This window comes from Flavobacterium sp. KY-23415, from assembly GCF_055384985.1.
In genome coordinates this window covers 3,347,647-3,368,667 of the sequence record NZ_AP044001.1, presented here as the reverse complement: position 1 = coordinate 3,368,667, position 21,021 = coordinate 3,347,647, and the positions used below count along the sequence as shown (strand labels likewise).

At 30.2% G+C, this 21,021-nt stretch carries 13 protein-coding genes; 7 read left to right on the top strand and 6 right to left on the bottom strand.

Annotated features, from left to right (window positions below; all coding sequences use genetic code 11):
* Positions 1 to 98: 98 nt before the first annotated feature.
* The 5 genes from ACZ49Z_RS14765 to ACZ49Z_RS14745 all read right to left on the bottom strand — a co-directional run bounded on the left by ACZ49Z_RS14765 (position 99) and on the right by ACZ49Z_RS14745 (position 10,817).
* Positions 99 to 899, bottom strand: a complete 801-nt coding sequence (locus tag ACZ49Z_RS14765) for a glycoside hydrolase family 16 protein (RefSeq protein ID WP_464305070.1) — start codon at positions 897 to 899, stop codon at positions 99 to 101.
* Between the two features lie 37 nt (positions 900 to 936).
* On the bottom strand, positions 937 to 2,802 hold the full coding sequence (locus tag ACZ49Z_RS14760) for an Ig-like domain-containing protein (RefSeq protein ID WP_464305069.1): 1,866 nt from the start codon (positions 2,800 to 2,802) through the stop codon (positions 937 to 939).
* Between the two features lie 14 nt (positions 2,803 to 2,816).
* A complete protein-coding gene (locus tag ACZ49Z_RS14755; protein ID WP_464305068.1) occupies positions 2,817 to 5,942 on the bottom strand; it encodes a glycoside hydrolase 5 family protein in 3,126 nt (1,041 codons plus the stop codon).
* A gap of 323 nt (positions 5,943 to 6,265) precedes the next feature.
* Positions 6,266 to 9,076 (bottom strand): triple tyrosine motif-containing protein, encoded by a 2,811-nt coding sequence (locus ACZ49Z_RS14750; protein ID WP_464305067.1) that lies wholly within the window; start codon positions 9,074 to 9,076, stop codon positions 6,266 to 6,268.
* 151 nt (positions 9,077 to 9,227) lie between these two features.
* On the bottom strand, positions 9,228 to 10,817 hold the full coding sequence (locus ACZ49Z_RS14745; protein WP_464305066.1) for a T9SS type A sorting domain-containing protein: 1,590 nt from the start codon (positions 10,815 to 10,817) through the stop codon (positions 9,228 to 9,230).
* A 495-nt stretch (positions 10,818 to 11,312) separates the two neighbouring features.
* Between ACZ49Z_RS14745 and ACZ49Z_RS14740 the strand changes: the two genes are divergently transcribed.
* From ACZ49Z_RS14740 to ACZ49Z_RS14730, 3 genes are all read left to right on the top strand, one after another.
* Positions 11,313 to 11,747, top strand: a complete 435-nt coding sequence (locus tag ACZ49Z_RS14740; RefSeq protein WP_464305065.1) for a c-type cytochrome — start codon at positions 11,313 to 11,315, stop codon at positions 11,745 to 11,747.
* Between the two features lie 67 nt (positions 11,748 to 11,814).
* Complete coding sequence (uvrA, locus tag ACZ49Z_RS14735; RefSeq protein ID WP_464305064.1) at positions 11,815 to 14,616, top strand: excinuclease ABC subunit UvrA; 2,802 nt, start codon at positions 11,815 to 11,817, stop codon at positions 14,614 to 14,616.
* A 1-nt stretch (position 14,617) separates the two neighbouring features.
* Positions 14,618 to 14,779, top strand: coding sequence for a hypothetical protein (locus ACZ49Z_RS14730; protein ID WP_464305063.1), 162 nt, complete (start codon positions 14,618 to 14,620; stop codon positions 14,777 to 14,779).
* A gap of 130 nt (positions 14,780 to 14,909) precedes the next feature.
* Here the strand turns inward: ACZ49Z_RS14730 and yaaA are convergent, their stop codons facing one another.
* Positions 14,910 to 15,668: a peroxide stress protein YaaA gene (gene yaaA / locus ACZ49Z_RS14725; RefSeq protein WP_464305062.1), complete on the bottom strand. Its 759-nt coding sequence runs from the start codon at positions 15,666 to 15,668 to the stop codon at positions 14,910 to 14,912.
* 257 nt (positions 15,669 to 15,925) lie between these two features.
* Between yaaA and ACZ49Z_RS14720 the strand changes: the two genes are divergently transcribed.
* The 4 genes from ACZ49Z_RS14720 to ACZ49Z_RS14705 all read left to right on the top strand — a co-directional run bounded on the left by ACZ49Z_RS14720 (position 15,926) and on the right by ACZ49Z_RS14705 (position 20,981).
* Positions 15,926 to 16,258: a type II secretion system protein GspG gene (locus tag ACZ49Z_RS14720; protein ID WP_464305061.1), complete on the top strand. Its 333-nt coding sequence runs from the start codon at positions 15,926 to 15,928 to the stop codon at positions 16,256 to 16,258.
* A 569-nt stretch (positions 16,259 to 16,827) separates the two neighbouring features.
* The gene (locus ACZ49Z_RS14715; RefSeq protein ID WP_464305060.1) at positions 16,828 to 17,607 is read left to right on the top strand and encodes a hypothetical protein; all 780 of its coding nucleotides are present in this window, start codon (positions 16,828 to 16,830) and stop codon (positions 17,605 to 17,607) included.
* A gap of 201 nt (positions 17,608 to 17,808) precedes the next feature.
* The gene (locus ACZ49Z_RS14710; RefSeq protein WP_464305059.1) at positions 17,809 to 18,567 is read left to right on the top strand and encodes a LuxR C-terminal-related transcriptional regulator; all 759 of its coding nucleotides are present in this window, start codon (positions 17,809 to 17,811) and stop codon (positions 18,565 to 18,567) included.
* Between the two features lie 80 nt (positions 18,568 to 18,647).
* Positions 18,648 to 20,981, top strand: a complete 2,334-nt coding sequence (locus ACZ49Z_RS14705; protein WP_464305058.1) for a TonB-dependent receptor — start codon at positions 18,648 to 18,650, stop codon at positions 20,979 to 20,981.
* Positions 20,982 to 21,021 lie beyond the last annotated feature (40 nt).

Genomic DNA, 21,021 nt, shown 5'->3' with positions numbered 1-21,021 from the left:
TTTAAAAAACAAGCAAAAAAATCCCAAGACAACTTTTTTAGAGAAGTGTCTTATACTGTTTCTATAGTAATTTTAGTTTAGGATAATATCTTTAATCGCTATTCATATACCCTTACATAGTCAACAAGCATTGTCTGAGGAAAAACAGTTTCATTATTTGGTGACCCTGGAAAATTTCCACCAACGGCAACATTTAAAATGATATAAAAAGGTTGATTAAACACCCAATCACCTGAAACATCTGAAGGAGTGATTTGATTATATAGCACATCATCAACATAATAATTTATGTAATTTTCTCCCCATTCAATTCCGAAAATATGAAAGTCTGTATCAAATCTATCATTCGTTAACGAATAATTTTTAGAAATAGCATTCCCTCCAGAATAACCAGGACCGTGAACAGACCCAAAAACGGTAGTAGGATTATTTCCTAAATATTCCATAATATCAATTTCACCACATTGTGGCCAAATAACAGTATCAGAATTTGCACCTAACAACCAAAAGGCAGGCCATAAACCTTTTCCCCAAGGTAATTTTATTCGAGCTTCAAACCTTCCATATTTTTTTTCAAATTTACCTTTTGTCAAAATTCTTGCTGAAGTAAATCCAGATCCCATAAAAGATTCTTGGTTAGCAATAATTTTTAACATCCCATCTTCTACTCTTATATTTTCTGGTCTATCTGTATAATACTGTAATTCATTATTACCCCAACCATTGTTGCCAGTACCAATATCATTGCTCCAAAATGCTGCATTAGGAGTCCCAGCAATATTGAACTCATCTTGCATTACTAAATTATGTTTTGTAACCACCGTTTGTTTTTCATCGGTAGAACAACCTACAATTGCAAAAAAGAGACCTATTATAAGTATTTTATTTTGTACATTCATGTTCATTTTCTTTAAAATTAAAAGCTATGGCCATTTATTAATTATGGAAATAAATATTATCTAGATAAATATCACCATTACCGTCAAATTTCATTTGAAAAACATTTGCTAAATTAACAGGTGTAAAATCTGTCAAAGGAATTTCAATACTATTCCAGCCCGATATGGTAGGTACCGAAAGTGTTTTTGCAGTTTCTACAGGCCCAGGGCTAATTAAATAAGCTTTCAACTGTGAAGAATTTGCAGAATAATAATCGATATGCAAATGTGTCATTGTTGAAAGATTTTGATTGGTTCCAAATTCTATTCCTTGATAGTTTAGTCCTGCATATTTCAAAGTTGTATTACCAGCAATTTGCACTTGTGAAGCTACTGTGGCTTGCCCCCATCCTGGATTTAAATTTGCTGCGATATTGGTATAGGCATCACTAAAAACTGAAATTACATTTGCTGCAGAGACAGTTGGTGTTGGTGCTGCGACAGAAGGCTGTGTGGGCACTTTATAGAAGAAAACATTATCTACTAATAAATCTGTAATTCCAGAATTAGATTCTAAAACAATTTGTGCTAAATTAGCTCTACTAGTTAAACCTGTAAAACTTGAAAGTGGCAAATCTATACTTACCCAAGAACCACTCGATAAATTTGAATTATTTACCGTTACTTGATGTCCACTATCATTACCCCCTCCATAACTATTATCAGCACCAAAATCGTTTAAAGCAATTTTAATAGAGTTTCCTGTACCTGTAGCATTTTGCACTTTAATATCAATATGAAAATGCGTCATTTGACTTGCATTAATTGTTGGTTGAGAAAATTGAATTCCTACAAAATTGAATTGCGAATATTTAATAATATCATCTCCGTTAATATGAATATCTGCTTGCCCTTGCGTTGTTTGATACGGTGCCCAATAACCATTATAATATTCTACAGGAACGTTGGTATATTGATTAGAAAAAATAGAAATTACATTACTTGCACTTTGTGTTGGTGTTGGTGCCGCTGTAAAAACACCTAATGAATTTAATGCTAATGAACCTGTTGCACTTTCATTACCCAAAGATGCGGTTATTGTTGTTGTTCCACTATTCGTTACAGAAACAACACCTAGATCGCTCACGTTTGCTACATTTGAATTTGAAGAACTAAATGTAAAATAGCGCGGTGCCACTAGTACTGTTTGATCTATCCCATTTCCTAAATTAAAAGTTTGAGTTAATCCCGTTAATGTGGAAGTTGAACCAATGAATGTTTGCTCTGCTGTGGCAACACCATTTAAAATTTTTGGTCTTGGATGTGCAATTGTGCCTAATTTTTCATATTGTAAATTATCTATCCAAAATGTATAGCCTAATCCATTTTCTGGTCCTTCTGCATACCAAAACATCCCTTTTTCTTGCACTAATTTTGAAGCATCTGGTATTGGAATTATTACTTTTTGCCAATTCGTTCCAATACTAACATTCTGCATAGTAACTTTATATTTGTCTTCACCAAAATCTACTCCGAAACCTACTTCGTTTAAAATTGCTGCTTTCGAACCCTTCACCCAAAAAGTTAAGGCATCATAATCTGTTAAATTTCTTCCAGAATCGTCAATAAAAACACCTCCCGCATAGGCACCTTCAGGATCGCCTTCATTGGGAACATCAAAACGCATAGATGCTGTTCCTTTATATTTCACTTCGGCATCTACACTAAAAGCGCTGTACTTTGAACCTCCAAAAGCACCGTATCCAAGTCCTGCACTAAAGCTATCGATAAATACTTCTGGATTTTTAGAAAAAGTAGAAAGTACTGCATCTTCTGATAAATCCCTTTCACAATTCACATTAGTAATTAAAATTAATCCTAATAAGAATGCATTTTTTAAATATTTTATTCTCTTATTTTTCATTTTTCAATTTTTTATTATTTACCAATGTTAATATGTATGTATGTTCTAATTTCCCATTCTGTACCATTACTAAATCCGACTGAACTTATTGTTGGTGCTGTAGCAAAAGGAGAGCTCGTTTGGTTTGGAAGATAACGTGGAGAATATTGATCTAGTGAACGCCAAATACCCATAATTCCTATTTTTGTATCGGGCAAAATAAACCAATTAGGCTTCCCTACAGATGTAGATATATCTAATGATGATTGAATCGGATATGTTAAGTTGAAATCTCTATGATAATCATATGGTCCCCAATCGTTAATTTTTAATCCTGTTACTAATTTTATTTTTTTATAAATCAATCTTAAATCACCTCCAAATCTTTCAACCAATCGTGTATCACTTCCATTAGCTTGTGCATTACCAAAATAAATATTTGCAATAAACCCCAAATCTGGATTTAGTTTTGACACAATGCGAGTATTATTTTCCCAAAGGTCATGAGCTGGAGCAGATTTTGCAAAAGCAAAAGAAGATCGATCGCTAAAAAATCCAATTGCAGCGTCTTGAGTAGTTGGCAAATGACGGAAAACAAAATCTGTACTTATTGCGAATTTAGCATCTTCAGCTCTGTCATTATCCCATTCATACATCCAAGTGCCAGGTGTTGGGTCATAAGTAAAGAGTAGTTCACCAGCTACCGTTTCTCTATTTGCTCGAACAACAAATGGATCGGCTTGAATGTTTCTCAATCTAGCAGGAGCTTGAGCGTCATTTGGCATAGCATCTACTAATGGTTTTTGCCATAAAAAGTTGGGGGCTATTTGAAAATTTCCGAAATTATAAGTAAACCCTGCCAAAAAATTAGCTTGATTTCCACTTCCGCTATCTTTAAGAGTCCAACCAGTAAATGTTTTAGTATTATCTGCACCTCCATTTGCAACAAGTCCCATTATTGCCCCTTGTGAATATATTTTAAATGGCCCTTTTTCAAAAGTAATCTTCGCTTTTCCTCCCCAATTATCTTTTGAAGAAATTTTATCATCATATATTATATAATTTCCAGAAGAGCCCAAAGCATATTGAAAAGTTCTTCCATTTAAGGGTTGCCCGCCCCAAATTCCTCCAAACTCTAAGCCTACAGCATTAACTTTAGTTTTAAAATAGACCGTTGCTCTTCTTGTTTTTGGTAGTGGTATTGCAATAGAGGTGAGCGCTGCAGATGCTTTGTCTAAATCTTCATGATAAATTGCTGTAGCATCAAAAATTCCAATTTTTCTATTATATTTCAATAATACTGCTGGATTTGCACCCCACCACAATTGTGGTCCAAAAGCTGCTTTCAATCCTTTTAGACTTTTTTTACCATCAATTTCAAAACCTAAAGTTTCACCATTATATATATCTAAATTTGGACCATAGTTTGCTTCTGGATATAACCCGAAAAAATCGCCTTCATATCCCCAATGATAATGTCCTGTACGATAAAACCCTCTCAACTCAAAGTCTTTAGCGTTCCAAGTATATGAAGCATTATATACTTGCACTCTATTGTTATCATTGAGTTGAACATTTCCTGTTTCAGAATTGACAGTTAAGCTTCTACCTCTATTTTCATAGAATATTTCATTGATAGGGTTTGTAGCTACATGTCCCAAGATATTTACATTAACATTTGCTTTCATATTGGGTGCAGGATTCCCTTCTACGCCAATATAATAGGATTGCATATGATCAAACCCTAGTTTGTTGGGATATGCATTTGAAGTTGGATCTGCATCGGTTGGTGTTGTTAACAAACTTCCACCTGTATTAAAAGTTGTGAATTCTGCTCTCAGATTACTAATTTTTAAAAGGTTCGAATCATTTCCTCCCAAAGCTGCTTTATCTCCACGAGCTCTTAAAACAGCATCTGTTAATTGAATTGTACTGAAAAAATCATCAATACTTTTCAAGGAATATTCTTTATTATAAGGATTCATACTGTGCACTTCTTTCAAAGCATAATAGGCAGCACGAGGATATAAAGTATATAAACCTCTAGCATTTGTTGGTCCTTTTGCACAAATTCCAAACCACTCCTCATTCATATTATTCTCTCCTTCTTGATAATCTGACAGATAGCCTCCATTTGACCAAGATGCGTTATCGTCATGAATATCTAAATTTTTAGTTTGTCCATATTTCCACCAACCGTCACTAAATTGAAAGGTAAAACCTCCTAATGAGTTATTCGATTTCCCCATTCCTGCTGCATTTTCATAAATTTCTTTCCAATTGTTCACCATATAATAGGCTTGTGATTTTTGATCTTCTTGATTGTCTTTTGCATTAAAAGCATCAGCACCAAACTCTGTAAACAAAATTGGTTTCTTCAACTCATCTTTAACCCTTTGAAAAGCATTACCAAAAGATACTCCTCTATACATATTTGTACCAAGTATATCAATATCTTTACACTCTTCGGCTATAATTTCAAGAAACAACAAATCCCCATTACATATTGCAATTGGGTGCTTACTGTCTATTTTTTTCATTTCAAGTACTGCTTCATTAAAAAGCTTATACATTGCTCTAGCTCTACTTGTAGATTTTCTATCTTCTAAAGGTATATCTTCTGTTTCTGCACCATCCCAAAAGAGTCCATAATTATTTTCATTACCTAAAAGAAATAACAATAAACCTTCAGTATCTTTATATTCTTCAACAAGAGCTTTGGTTTCTTTAAGTAATAACTTTTGAACCTCTGGTGACGAATATTCTGTATTTGCTTTCCAAACACCATTGATGGTTAGTCCGTATCTTCCAAACGAATGATTCAACATTGTATAGATTCCATACTTTTTATAAATATAAGTTATCCATTTTGGTTGAATTCCTGTATATTGACGTATGGTGTTGACTCCCATATTTTTTAATAAGCTCATCTCATCATCTAAAGCTGCTTTAATTGTTTCATCGGATTGATTCCATAAACTATAGGAATAATTATTTCCTATTGGCACATAGTCCCAATTCATCCCATTAATCATGAAATTTTCTCCATTAACAACTAATTTCATTCCATCTGAATCATTAACCACTACAATTTTATCTATTTGCGCATGATTAATTAATGAATAAGACCAAAAGATTAGTAATAAAATAATTTTTTTCATATAATTTTCTTTAAATGATTGAAAGCAAAAAAAGTTTTAGTATTCTGTTTTATTCTGTTTTGGTATTAGAAGAACATGAAATTCAAAGAAGCATTTTCATATTTTTAAAATTAGTATATAAAAATTAATAAATACTCAAAAAGAACCCCTACAAAAAACATACATTATAATTTTAAGACTTATTTTTCAACATATTGATAATAAAAAACGGTATTATCACTAGATTTAGCAAAAAAATATATTCGAAATTTTATATAGTAAAAAACATAACAAAAAATAAATGTTGTGGTTTTGTATAGGTAAAATTATTTTTATTGTTAAGGTTAGATCCCTAAAATATATTCCACTAAACCTTGTTCATGTTCTAAACTCATTTTTTTTCGCAATCGGTATCTTTTTATCTCTACACTTCTTACAGAAATATTCAATAATGGTGCAATTTCTTTAGAGGATAAGTTCAATCTTAAATAGGCACAAAGTCTCAAATCATTTGGAGTTAATGTTGGATGCTGTTGTTTTACTTTCTTTAGAAAATCATTATCTGCTTTATCGAATGCATCTTTAAAAACACTCCATGAATCTTGTTTATTAATGTTTTTGGTTATAGTTGAAATTACAGACTTAACATTACTATTAGAATTATCGGGTGTGTTTTTCAAGTCTTCTTTAATAATAGCAAGTAATTCGTCTTTTTTCATTAAGCTCATGGTTGACATTGCTAGTTCCTTATTCTTAGTATCAACATCTTGCACTAACTGCTCATTTTTCATTTTCATGAGTTCTTTCGTGTTTTCTAATTCTTTTATTTCTAATAATAAATTATTCTCTTCTATAAGTTTTTGTTCTTTACGATTGTAATACCTTTTATAAGCCTTATGAATATAGAAAATAATTACAGATAGTAGTATAAAGTAAATTAACAACGCTAGATTTGTTGCATACCAAGGCTTCAAAACTTTAAATCGATAGATTGCTACATTTTCTGCATTTGAATTTTTTGCTCTAACTTTAAAAACATAATCGCCAGGGGGTAAATTTTTGAAATTAGTTGATGTTCTTGAAGACCATTCGCTCCATTGATTTTGAAACCCTTCTAATAAATATTGATATTCAGCACTTATGTATTTATTATATTCTGGAATACAATAACTAAAAACAAGATTATTTTCATCGTGTTTAAAGACTCCATCATCTACAATGGAACAAAAAATTTGTTTATCATCTAACTTGTTCATTGTAATATTGGTAATACTTAAACTATTATTTTTAATAGATAAATCTTTTAAATTTATAGTATAATATCCATCTGTAGTTCCTATTAAATAATTTGAATTTGACAATTGTGAAATATTTTCATAACCCAACATCGAATTCGTTAAAGAGGCCGGAATTGGAATAGCAAACTCTTTTAATTTGTTATTCAATTTATTTATAGTGAAATAATGAATATAGTTCTTTGAAAATAACCATAATTTATTTGAATTGTCTGAGATTAATTTCCCCGAAGTATATTTATCATTTTGAAAGACCTTACTTAAAATTGTATCTTTAACAAACGATTTCGATGATTTATCTAATCTAAAAACACCTTCTTTATAGGCATAATAAATAGTGTTATTAAATTGCACTAAACAAGAATTTTTCCCTTTATCTGGATACTTATATCTAAAAAAAGTTGTAACCTCTTTCAATTGATCATCAATTTTGAAGCTAAAAATTCCTTTATATTCATGACTAATATATACCTCTGAATTATTGGTTACTGCAAAATGCTTTGAAGAATAATCAAACCCTTTAATCTTATGACTAAAAACCCATTTCCCATCTGTCTTTTTTAATATTGAAACTCCATAATAATTTCCTTGCATAAGTAAATTCGAGTAATTAGGTATTTTTTCAAAATTCCAAGTGCCTGATTGAGAAAATATTAAATTTGCACTGTCTTTATTCACAATATAAGTCCCAGAGTCATGTCCGCAAAATAAAGTATCATCAAATACATATAAAGACCATACTTGTCCTTTTGTTCCAGAAATAAGTTGAAACGTATCTTCGTTTTTATTTTTTTTATAGAATAATCCTTGATTGGTGCCTATATATAAATAATCTTCAAAAACCATAGAAGCATAGACAGTTCCAAGTTTTCCTGTATTATCTGCATAACTTTTAACAGGAGACAAAACGTTAATGCAATTAATCCCATTGTCTAAACCAACCCATAGATTTTTATCTACATCTTCAAACAATGACAAGGCTGTATTATTACTTAGCCCATTATTCTGTGTAATATGATATTTAATTTCTCCTAGAGAATCTAATATGTACACCCCATTAGAAACAGTTCCCATTGCAAAATTTCCATTAGACAAAAGCAAACTACTATACACATTTAACGAGGCTAACTCAGCATCGACTTTGGTTGCAAATGGTGTTACAATATTATTTAAAAACTTATAAAAACCTTTTGTTTGCGTATGAATTATTAATTCTTCTTTAATTGAAAAAATAGTTACAATTTTTTCTTTTTTAAATAAATCATTATCTGAAATTAATCTCCCTGTTCCCTTTTCAATTTCAAAAAGTCCTTGATTTAAAACTTGAAAATATATGGCTTTATCAACAACAAAAGATTTAACAATACCATTTGCTTCTGCTGCTATAGCTATCGTTTCAGCTTTAGAATCGTAAACATAAATTCTATTTAAAGATTGAAAAATAACCCATTGATCATATTGTAAAATATTCCAAAATTGTTCATCATCTAAAATTTCATTTTTAATTTTCGAACTTATAGAATGGTATTTTAATTCATTAGTTGCTGTTCTCTTCCAGTATCCAAACTCCATATATGCCCCTGTATAAATCCTATCGTTTATAACCCTAACAGAACGAATAATTGTTTCGTTTGGAGACGGATAAAGTATCCAGTTTGCACCATTAAATTCTAATAATCCATCATTATTAGCAAAAAAGAGAATCTGCTTTTTATCTTGACTAATCATCCAATTTTGATTCCCTGCCTGATAGGTATTTTGCGGATACTTTACAATGGGTGGAAGCTCTTGTGTAAAAGCTAAAAAGATAGGACAGAGAAATATAATTAATATTGTAAATGGGCTTTTATAAAAATTCATTGTTTGTATAATTTTGTTTACCTAAAAATAGCTATTTTAAATTAATAATTGAAATGAAAAAAGGCAATATTTTCATTTAAACAACTATTAATTAACTAAATAAAAAAGACTACTTCATAGAAGTAGTCTTTACCAAGAACTGTAAAAAAGTTTATCTTTTTACCAATTTTACAATTTCTGTTTCGTTATCTGTGCTCACATTAGCTAAATAAACACCATTAGATAACTCAGAAGCATTTATAATAACTTCTGTTGCATTAGGACTAATAACCTTAACTCTTTTTCCTAATAAATCAAATATTTCGATTGAAACTATATTTTTACTTCCAACAATGTTCCAAACATTTTGTGCAGGATTTGGATATACTTTAAAATTTGTCACATCAAACTGAGAGCTATTTAGAGGAGTACCTTTATAGAAATAAATATTATCTACAAAAACAGGACCTGTCAAATTTGAAGTAATTACAAATTGAGCTAAATCGTCTCTAACTTGCGGACTATTTGTAAAGTTAGTTATTGGTACATCTACAGAAACCCAAACTCCATTAGTTACAGCTGGTGTTGAACCATCGTTCAAATTGAGTTCAATTGCAGAAACTTCTGAAGATGTTCCGCCCCATTGAGAAAACTTTGAATTAAAAACTTTACCTACTAAATCAGCATCGTCAGTCCAAAAATCCATATGGAAATTAGTAAATGTAGAAGCATCAATTCTATTTGCTAAAAATTCTACACCTAAATAACCTAATCCAGTTATTTTTTTAGTATCGTTTCCAGCTATCATAACATCTGAAGAAGTAGCCACATCCCATGCAGCGTTCCAAGTGTCGATTGTAACATTAGAATAAGCATTACTAAATAACGAAATTACATCTGAAGGATCTCTTGCTGGTGGTGTTGGTGCGGCAACATTTGGACCTTGTAAAACATAGGATACAGTATAAGTTTTCGTTACATTTCCATTTTGAGAAACAACCACTACTGTAGCACTACCAGGCAAAGCAGTTGCTTGAGTAACGGTTACACTCGTAACGTTTTCATCTGATGCTATTGCTGTTGTTATTTGCGGGATTACCGTTGTTCCATTTGGTAGTGGATAGGTATAATTTATTGTAGATGGACTAAACCCTCCAACCGTTGTACCATCTACCTTTAAATCACTCAATGTAGCATCTGAACCAGCCGCTATTGGCGTTTTCCAGAAATAAATATTATCTAAATAAATATCTACAGGAACAGTACTTCCTGGTCCATTTGCAGCAAATTTTAACTGAAAAACAGCATCCCAAGTCATCCCAGTAAAAGCACTTTTAGGAATATCTACACTATACCAAGAGCCTGATGTATAATTAATGGTTACCAAAAACTCATTTGCTCCAGTACCATTATTAATCGGGCTAACTTGTAAAACAGTATTCATTGGGTTCGCATTTGTCCAAACATCTATATGCAAATATTCCATTGCTGCAGCATTTTGAGTAGCCAAATCTGTTCCTTGATAATTAAAATTTGTATAAGCCATAACTAAATCTCCTGTACCAGGATCATAAGCATCATTAACACTTCCAGACTGTCCCCAACCTGGATTATAGTTTGTTGCAACATCATTATAAACATCACTATATATAGAGATTACATCAACAGCATTGTTAGTGGGCGATGTAGCATTATTAGTAGGCTGTGCATAGGATAGTACAAAACTTATAAGCACCAATAAAAAGGAAGTAATTTTTTTCATAATCATACAATTTAAAAGTTAACAAATTGATTTATATAAATTTAAAAAAATTACTTACAACTTCCTAAATGTAAAATATATACAAACTATACAATTTTATCTCTTTTTAAAATTTCCCCTATGAAATTGAAGAGATTTAATAAAAACCTCCGTTTAGTAATTATGAAAACAACTGTTATTGTATAGGTAATGTTTAGTTTTTATAAAATAAATTTTAATAATTAAAATCACAACAGATAATAAAATCGCAGATAAAACATGAAAAAAATTAAAAAAAATTTTCAACAACAATAGAATTAGGAGAATTATCACTTAAAAAACTATACTTAAATATTTCAAAATGTTGCTTAAACCCAAATTATACATTCAAAATCGAAACCTTAAGATGAATGCTGCATATTAAAATAAATTAAAACAAACTATAATATGATATTTATCATTAATAACTTATTTTCATAATAATATTTTTGTGTGATAATAAAAAAACAAACAACAATGAAAAAAGTTATTGCCTCATTTCTATTTATTTTACTTTGTTATTTTTCATTTTCATCTTTTTCCCACAAAGAAAATGAAACCTATACAAATGCAACAAAATTGCAAGATTTAAATAATGGTAAAAAATTATATGAAAAATCCTGTATCATGTGTCACAAAGCTAGCGGAGAAGGTTATGGTAGTAATTTTCCCCCATTAGCAAAATCTGATTACTTAAATGCAGATCCAGACAGAGCTATTCGTATCGTAATCTATGGAATTCAAGAACCAATAGTAGTGAATGGAAAGAAATATGAAAACTTCATGATTCCTCATAAAGATTTTTCAGACCAAGATGTTGCAGATGTGCTTACCTATGTGTATGCAAATTGGGGCAACAACAAAACCAAGGTTACTGCTGAAATGGTTAAAAAACAAAGAGGAAAAAAATAAAAAAAATAGTTACCTTTACACTTCAAAAATCGTTTAATTTTTAAACGATTTTTTTATTAATGTAAAAATGACAAATACCTTGAATAAAGTAGATTTTTCAACACTAGAACCCAAAAAAAACATCTTAATTAAAGGTGCTCAATTACACAACCTTAAAAATATTGATGTCGCAATACCTAGAAACAAACTTGTTGTAGTTACAGGATTATCGGGTTCGGGAAAATCGAGTTTAGCATTTGATACTTTATATGCAGAAGGACAACGACGCTATGTAGAAAGTCTATCTTCCTATGCAAGACAATTTTTAGGTAGATTAGACAAACCAAAAGTTGAATATATCAAAGGGATTGCTCCCGCCATTGCAATTGAACAAAAGGTAAACACTACCAATGCGCGTTCAACAGTGGGAACTTCTACTGAGATTTACGATTACCTAAAATTATTATTTGCAAGAATTGGAAAAACCTACTCACCAATTTCTGGAAAAGAAGTAAAAAAAGACACCGTTTCAGATGTTATTTCTCAAATTAAAACTCTTGAAATAAACTCAAAATGGTTACTTCTCTCTCCTATTCATTTAGAAGAAGGAAGACCAATGGAAGACAAATTAAAGGTATTACTGCAACAAGGTTTTGCACGTATTTTAGTTGACAATGAAATGGTTCGTTTAGATGAAGTTGATGTAGCTTCTTTAGACAATAAAGAAATATTACTAATTATTGATCGAATTATTGTTAAAGATGAAGAAGAGTTCTATAACCGATTGGCAGATGCTGTGGAAACTGCTTTCTTTGAAGGAAAAGGAAATTGTTATCTACAGGACATAAACACCAAAGAAAGAGAGCATTTTAGTTCTAATTTTGAACTTGATGGACTCACTTTTTTAGAACCAAACGTACATTTGTTTAGCTTTAACAATCCTTATGGTGCTTGCCCAAAATGCGAAGGCTATGGTAATATTATTGGAATTGATGAAGAATTAGTGATTCCAAATACAGCACTTTCTGTTTTTGAAAATGGTATTTTTCCTTGGAGAGGAGAATCTATGAGTTGGTATAGAGACCAATTAGTAAACCATGCATACAAATTTGATTTCCCAATTCACAAACCCATTTTTGAACTTACTGAAGAACAAAAACAACTAATTTGGGACGGAAACGAATACTTTACTGGTTTGAATGATTTTTTTACAGAGCTAGAAGAGAAAAATTATAAAATTCAGAATCGAGTATTACTTTCTCGTTATAGAGGAAAAACTAAATGTACTAGCTGTAGAGGGAAAAGGCTTCGTCCTGAGGCTAATTTCATAAAAATTGCCAACAAAACCATTACAGAATTAGTCGATTTGCCAATTGTTAATTTAATAGATTTCTTTAAAGAATTAGAATTAAACGAATATGATGCAAAAGTTGCCAAACGTCTTTTAATAGAAATAAATAACCGTTTAGGTTTCTTGTTTAATGTTGGATTAAGTTATTTAACACTAAACAGAAACTCAGCAACACTTTCAGGTGGAGAATCGCAACGAATTAATTTAGCCACTTCATTAGGAAGTAGTTTAGTAGGTTCCATGTATATATTAGATGAACCAAGTATTGGTCTGCACCCTAAAGACACCGAACGATTGATTGATGTCTTAAAAGAACTTCGCAATTTGGGTAATACTGTTATCGTTGTTGAGCATGATGAAGACATTATGAAAGCTGCCGATATGATTATTGACATTGGCCCAGAAGCCGGAACAAATGGAGGTTATTTAGTAGCGCAAGGCACCTATGAAGAAATAATAAAAGCCGATTCTTTAACAGCAAAATACTTAAACGGTAAAGAAACAATTGAAGTTCCTAAGAAAAGAAGAAAATTCAAACATCATATTGATATAATTGGAGCAAGAGAAAACAATCTTAAAAACCAAAATTTCACATTTCCTTTAGATTGCTTAACAGTTATTACTGGAGTTTCTGGAAGTGGAAAAAGTACGTTAGTTAAAAAAATATTATTTCCAGCCATTCAAAAAAAATTAGACGGTGTTGGAGAAAAACCTGGTCAGTTTACAGAATTAGCAGGTAATTTTGAGAACATCAAACATATTGAATATGTAGATCAAAACCCTATTGGTAGAAGTTCTCGTTCCAACCCTGTGACCTATATTAAAGCCTATGATGATATTCGCGACTTGTTTTCAAAGCAAAACATATCAAAACTAAGAAATTACCAAGCGAAACACTTCTCTTTTAATGTAGATGGTGGTCGTTGTGAAACCTGTAAAGGAGACGGAGAAGTAACTATAGAAATGCAATTCATGGCAGATGTTCACCTTGAGTGTGAAACTTGTTCAGGAAAACGCTTCAAAAAAGAAGTTCTAGAAGTTACCTATGAAGGCAAAAATATTGATGATATTCTAAAACTAACCATAGATGATGCTTTAGCTTTCTTTTCGCAACACAAACAAAATAAAATTACACAAAAACTACAACCTCTTCAAGATGTTGGTTTAGGCTATGTGCAACTAGGACAATCTTCTTCTACACTTTCTGGTGGAGAAGCACAACGTATCAAATTAGCTTCTTTCCTTGTTAAAGGAACCATAAAAGACAAGGCTTTATTCGTTTTTGATGAACCAACAACAGGATTGCACTTTCACGATATAAAAAAACTTTTAAAATCATTTGATGCTCTAATTGAAAAAGGACATTCAATAATTGTTATTGAACACAATTTAGATTTAATAAAGTGTGCCGATTACATTATCGATATTGGTCCAGAAGGTGGTGAACATGGAGGAAAACTAATGGCTTTCGGAACACCAGAAGAGGTCGCTAGAAACGAAAACTCTGTAACTGGAAAATATTTATTAGAAAAGTTATAAGATGAATTCCAAATTAAGAATAGGAACTATTGTTTTAACTATTGGGGCAATAGTTTCTATGAATCCTTGGTTTTGGATAATTACTATAGGTCCGGTAATACTAGGCATTAATATTATTTGGACTTCTAAAGTAAGTCTTTTAAAAAAACACTACATACATTAATTCCTATAGTAATTGGAATAATTTGCTTTCTATTATTCTATCATACCTACATGAAACACAAAGCATAAAAAAACTAATTATGATAACCAAATTAACGCAGCTACCATAATTAGTTTTTTATAATTCAAAACTATCTTGTAAAAACTAACGTGTTACCTTTTGAAAGTGACGCATCTAAAGCATAACCATCATAGTTAAACTGTTTTAAATCATCAATAGTTTCTGCGTTAGAATCTATAATATAGCGCACCATCATACCTCTTGCTTTTTTCGCAAAAAAACTAATCATTTTTAATTTTCCGTCTTTATAGTCTTTAAATTCTGGTGTAATTACAGGCACTTTCAATGCTTTAGCATCAACAGCACTAAAATATTCGTTACTCGCTAAATTCACAAACAATTCCCCTTCGGTTAATTCTTTATTGATAGCTTCTGTGATTGTCTTTTTCCAAAATTCATATAAGTTTTTCTTTGTTCCAATTGCTAAAGATGTACCCATTTCTAAACGATAGGGTTGCATTAAATCTAAAGGTTTCAACAAACCATATAAGCCCGAAAGTATTCTTAATCTATCTTGTATAACATCTAATTTTTCAACAGGAAGCGTATAAATATCTAAACCCGTATAGACATCACCGTTAAAAGCATAAACAGCAGGACGTGCATTTTCTGTTGTGAATGGAGTTGACCAATCTTGATTGCGTTGCCAATTTAAATTGGCTAATTTTTCAGAAATAGACATCAAGGTCATTAAATCTTTTGGTTGCTGTTTTTTTAGTGTTTTATGTATTGTTTCCGATTGTGATAAAAAATCAGATTGTGTAAAACGAGTGGTTGGTAATTTTGATTCAAAATCTAACGATTTCGCAGGAGAAATAACAATTTTCATATAGGTGTGCTTTTTTTGTCATAGGTCATATATGGAATCGCTTCTGTTTATTGGTACTTACTTCACTAAATATATTTCAATTTGTGTTCCCTAAATTTTATTCGTTAGCAACAAACTCATTGCTAATAGCGATTTCATATCTTATTTATTCAATGCTTCAAAAATACAAAAATAGCAACATGCTTCATTCCATCTACAATCAAAAAATGATATAATGGTATCAATTTTATATATATCCATTTTCAAAAGTTTACGATATGCATTGGTTCTACAGACAAAAGTATTCCAATAAAAAAGATTGTTTAAACACAATTTCTCAAATTGAATTACTTTTAGAAAAAAACAAGCAAAAAAATGAAGTTTACCCTGGGAGTTTAAACGAAATCATTAGAAACAATCCACTTAGAAAAAACAACAACATTGATCTTTGGGGAAACGAATATTATTACAAAACCTCAAATAAAGGACTAAAATATGCTTTGTATTCTAAAGGCAAAGATGGCATTATAAATACTAAAGATGATAATAAGAGCAAAATAATTTTAATGCAAATGAATATCATGAAACAAACACATCATTTTTATTTTTAACGCTAATAAAATGAAGCTACAATTAATAAAATCATCGCATTAAAAAAAATTAGATGCTTTGAATATAACAAGAAACTCGTAATAAATAAAAATCAAAAAACAAGCATTTACATTAAGAATATTATTTCACATTAACTCTTTTTGTAATAAATCATTAATTTATCAATATATTTTTATATATTTGATTACAAAAATCAACACACTTAACTTTTTTACTTTGGCATTTACCATATAAAACCTACGAAAAAGAATTAAAATTTTCGGTGCGATAAATTTTACAAAAAAGAGTAGATTTTACTATATTTGCGATGCTATTAAACTAATGATGATGAAAATGTTTACTTTTTTCTGTTTTAAATTTTAGATAATACTATTTCTATAGAAGATTATAATTTTTAACAAAAACAAGGTAAAACAATGCTTAATTATAGTGTGTTCATCTATTTTCTTGTTGATAATTAGAAAATTAACTTTATCGTTTAGTTGTTTTAGTTTTAAAATAGCAACAACAAATTAGTAGAAAAGGATATTAATACTAATGAGTTAAATATTTAAATAATTAAGTTAAGATGAGAAAATTTGCCCTATTATTTTTACTTATTTCCTTAGTAAGTTGTAATGAGAAATCTAAAACAACAACACCTACTACAACAACCTCTGACACAAAAACATCTGAAATTTTAAATTTCAAGAGAGTTAATTATAAAAATGAAGCCATTATTCTAACCGATACTATTCAAATCTATGACACTACTAAAAAAATAATAAACCAAATAACCAATATATATGGTGAAGTTGTAACTATAGATAGCATTTCAGAAAAAAAATTTAATCTTCAAGACACCAAAGAAAGATGTGATTTACATAATTTCGTTTGGGTAAAAAGTAATAAATTCTCTGGGTGGGTTTTTGGAGATTATATATTTGAAAAAGAAAACAGAAACAGAAATATTAATTATATTGTTGGATCATTAGAATTTAAGTTCATACCAACCAAGAATTTTAATGTTGGTGTTTATGATGAAGAAATGGAAGAACTTTCTTTTTGCAAAAACAATCAAAGCCCTATTTTGTTCTACAATGGAAGAGATAAAAAATACCAATACATCAAAATTAATGACAATCAAAAAATTTATACAGACAAATACTTAACGCTAGATTCTCATGATGGTTGGTATGATGAAATTAAAAGTATTGGCTATAAAGACAATATCTTATCTTTATTAATAAAAAGAGAATATCAGGAAGGAAATGCAACCATCGAGTTAGAGATTTATTTAGATACAAAACAATCCATTGCAAGAGTAATAAAATTTACTAAAGGAAAAGAAAACGAATCAACTGAATAAGTTATAATTAGTGATAACTCATTCCAATTTTTATTCCTCAAAAAAAACTAATACACAAAAAAGAATATATAATAGTTGGGTTCAATATGCAGCTTTAGCTCTTTTAGAAGTGTTGTGAACTTGTTTATTTTTGTATTTATAGCATTAATGACATAAACTTCTAAAAAGAAACATTATTTTTATTTTACAAACTTTCATAAAATGGATGAAGTATTAAACAAATATAACAAAGCGATTCAAAAGCAACTATTTGACGAATCCCTTCTAGATTACTCAGTATTTGAAAATCAAATTCCTTTTCTAAATCAAATGGCATTAGTAAAAAATAGTGGTATATCGGTTTTCGATTTTCATAAAAAAGAACACATCTACACCTCCTATAACTTTCAAGATCTCTTCGGATACGATTTAAACAAAATTAAAAACGAAGGAACAGATTATTTCAATTCAAGAATTCATCCAGACGACATGCTAACGCTACTACAAAACGGAACAACATTGCTTAACTATTACTATTCCCTTCCTAAGAAAGAAAAAAAGCATTATAAGCTACAAAACGATTATAGAATTCTAAATGGAAATGATGAATATGTTAGAATTATTGAACAACATCAAATTTTAGAATTAGATTCGAAAGGTAATTTATGGTTAGCTTTGAGCGTTGTAGATGTTTCACCAAACCAGACCTATTCTAATGGTGTGATTAGTCAATTAGTAAATGTAACAACAGGACAAACTGAAATTATAAAAAATGAGCTAAATAATAAAGCTATCCTTTCAAAACGAGAAGAAGAGATTCTAACTTTTGTTAAAAAAGGATATTTAAGTAAAGAGATTTCAGACAATCTATCTATAAGCATTCACACTGTAAATACACACAGACAAAATATTCTAAAAAAACTAAGTGCAAACAATTCTATAGAAGCCATAGAATATGCAATGAAGCATAATCTAGCTTAATTTTATACTGATAAATCAGTATTGATACCTAGTTATTCGATTAATAACTTTGCTCCTCATTCAACAAAAAAATAAGAAATATGTTTTTAAGAATTTGGATTATCGTTACATACTGTTTTGGAATAAATCTATTGGTTGCACAAGAAATCAAACAAAATATTAAAGGCCAAGTAATAGATGACGCATCATTAGTACCCCTAGCTTTTGTAAATGTAGTTATTTTAAATACAACATCAATAAACGGAACTGCAACAGATGAAAACGGAAATTTTATTTTAGAAAACCTAACCCCAGGTCGCTATACCATTCAGACATCTTTTTTAGGGTATGAAACTAGCATTATCAAGGATATACAGCTCACTTCATCAAAAGAAGCACAAATAACTATTCGTCTCACAGAAAATATAGCTACCCTAGATGAAATTGTTGTTAAAGCCACTAATCAAAAAGAAAAAGCAATTAACAAACATGCCTTAGTGAGTGCAAAAATGTTAAGCGTTGAAGAGGCCAGCAGATATGCAGGTGGTTTTGACGACCCCGCACGTTTAGCGTCTTCATTTGCAGGTGTAGCCAGTAATGTTGCTAACAATGCTATTTCAATTAGAGGAAATGCACCGAAATTTACACAATGGAAAATGGAGGGAATAGAAATACCAAACCCGAATCACTTTGCCGATTTAGGTACCTTTGGCGGTGGTGGTCTTACAGCATTGAGTAGCAATTTATTAACCAATTCCGATTTTTTTACAGGGGCTTTCCCATCAGAATACAATAATGCTTTATCAGGTGTTTTTGATATGCAAATGAGAAGTGGAAACAATACAAACCAAGAACACTCAGCAGAAATTGGACTAATAGGAATCGATTTTGCTTCAGAGGGGCCGTTAAGTAAAAACAATAATTCTTCCTATTTAGTAAACTATAGATATTCTACTTTAAGTTTAATTTCTTCACTACTTCCCGAAGATGCACAGGGAATTAAATATCAGGATTTAGCCTATAAAATAAAACTACCAACAGAAAAATGGGGAACTTTCTCTTTTTGGGGAATTGGACTAATTGATGCATCGGGCAAAAAAATTAAAAACGATAGCACAGTATGGAAATATATAGAAGATAAAGAAAATGAAAATGCAAAACAATATATGGCTGCAACTGGGTTAAATAATCGTTATTTTTTTAAAAACGGAGCGTCTCTAAACACTACACTAGCACTATCGAGTAACGGTTTAAATTTTATAACACAACAATTAAATTCCAATTTGGATTTAGTACCCAAAAACAAAATTGAAAACACAAATTATAACCTCACTTTCCAATCGATATTCAATAAAAAAATAAATGCACAACATTCTTATAAAACAGGTATAAGTGCAGTTAGTATGAATTATGATTTGTCTTTAGTAGAAACAATTAATGACAGCTATGAAACATTACTTTCCGAAAAAGGATCAAGTGCATTATTATCAGGATTTTACAATAGCATAATATCACATCAAAAATTCACACTAAGTCTCGGTTTGAACGCACAATTATTTACACTAAATAACAATAAAACCCTAGAACCAAGACTAGGGATTGCGTATCAAATAAAAGAGAACAAAGAAATTAATTTTGGGTATGGACTTCACAGTCGTTTAGAAAATTTGAACATCTATTTCTCTAAACCGTTAAACACAAATGAACAAACGAATAAGAATTTAGATTTTACTAAGGCTCATCATTTTGTTTTAGGCTATAATTGGAAGTGTACTAACAATAGACATCTACGAATTGAACCCTATTATCAATATTTATTTAATATACCAATTATACAAAACACAAACGAATCTCTAATTAACAATACAGATAATTGGTTTATTACCGATACTTTTATTAATGATGGAATAGCACGCAATTATGGTATTGATCTCATGCTTGAAAAATATATAACAAATGGATTTTATTATCTAATTTCTGCTTCAATATTCAATTCGGAATTTAAATCCTCAAATAATAATGAATGGTATAACACTAAATTCAACAGAAACTTTCTTGTAAATTGTTTGGCAGGAAAAGAATTCAAAACAGGAAAAGAAAATCAAAATTTATTTAGTATTAATTTTAGAGTTAGTTATCAAGGTGGTGATCGTTATTCACCAATAAACAATACTGCTTCAATTAATCAACAAGAAGTTATTTATGACGAAAACAATCCTTTTAGTCGTCAAAACCATGCTAGTTTTGTTTCTCATTTTACAGTGAATTACCAATGGAACAAAAAAAGAAATTCGCAAAAATTATCTTTAAAAATAATTAATGCCAACGGTTATAAAGAAAACTTTGGACATCGTTTTAATTACATCAATCAAAACATAGAGCTATACAAAGAGGTTATTATTATTCCAAATCTAAGTTATAAAATCATGTTTTAGGTGTATGCATTTCTTTTTCTTATGTAAAAATTAGACAATA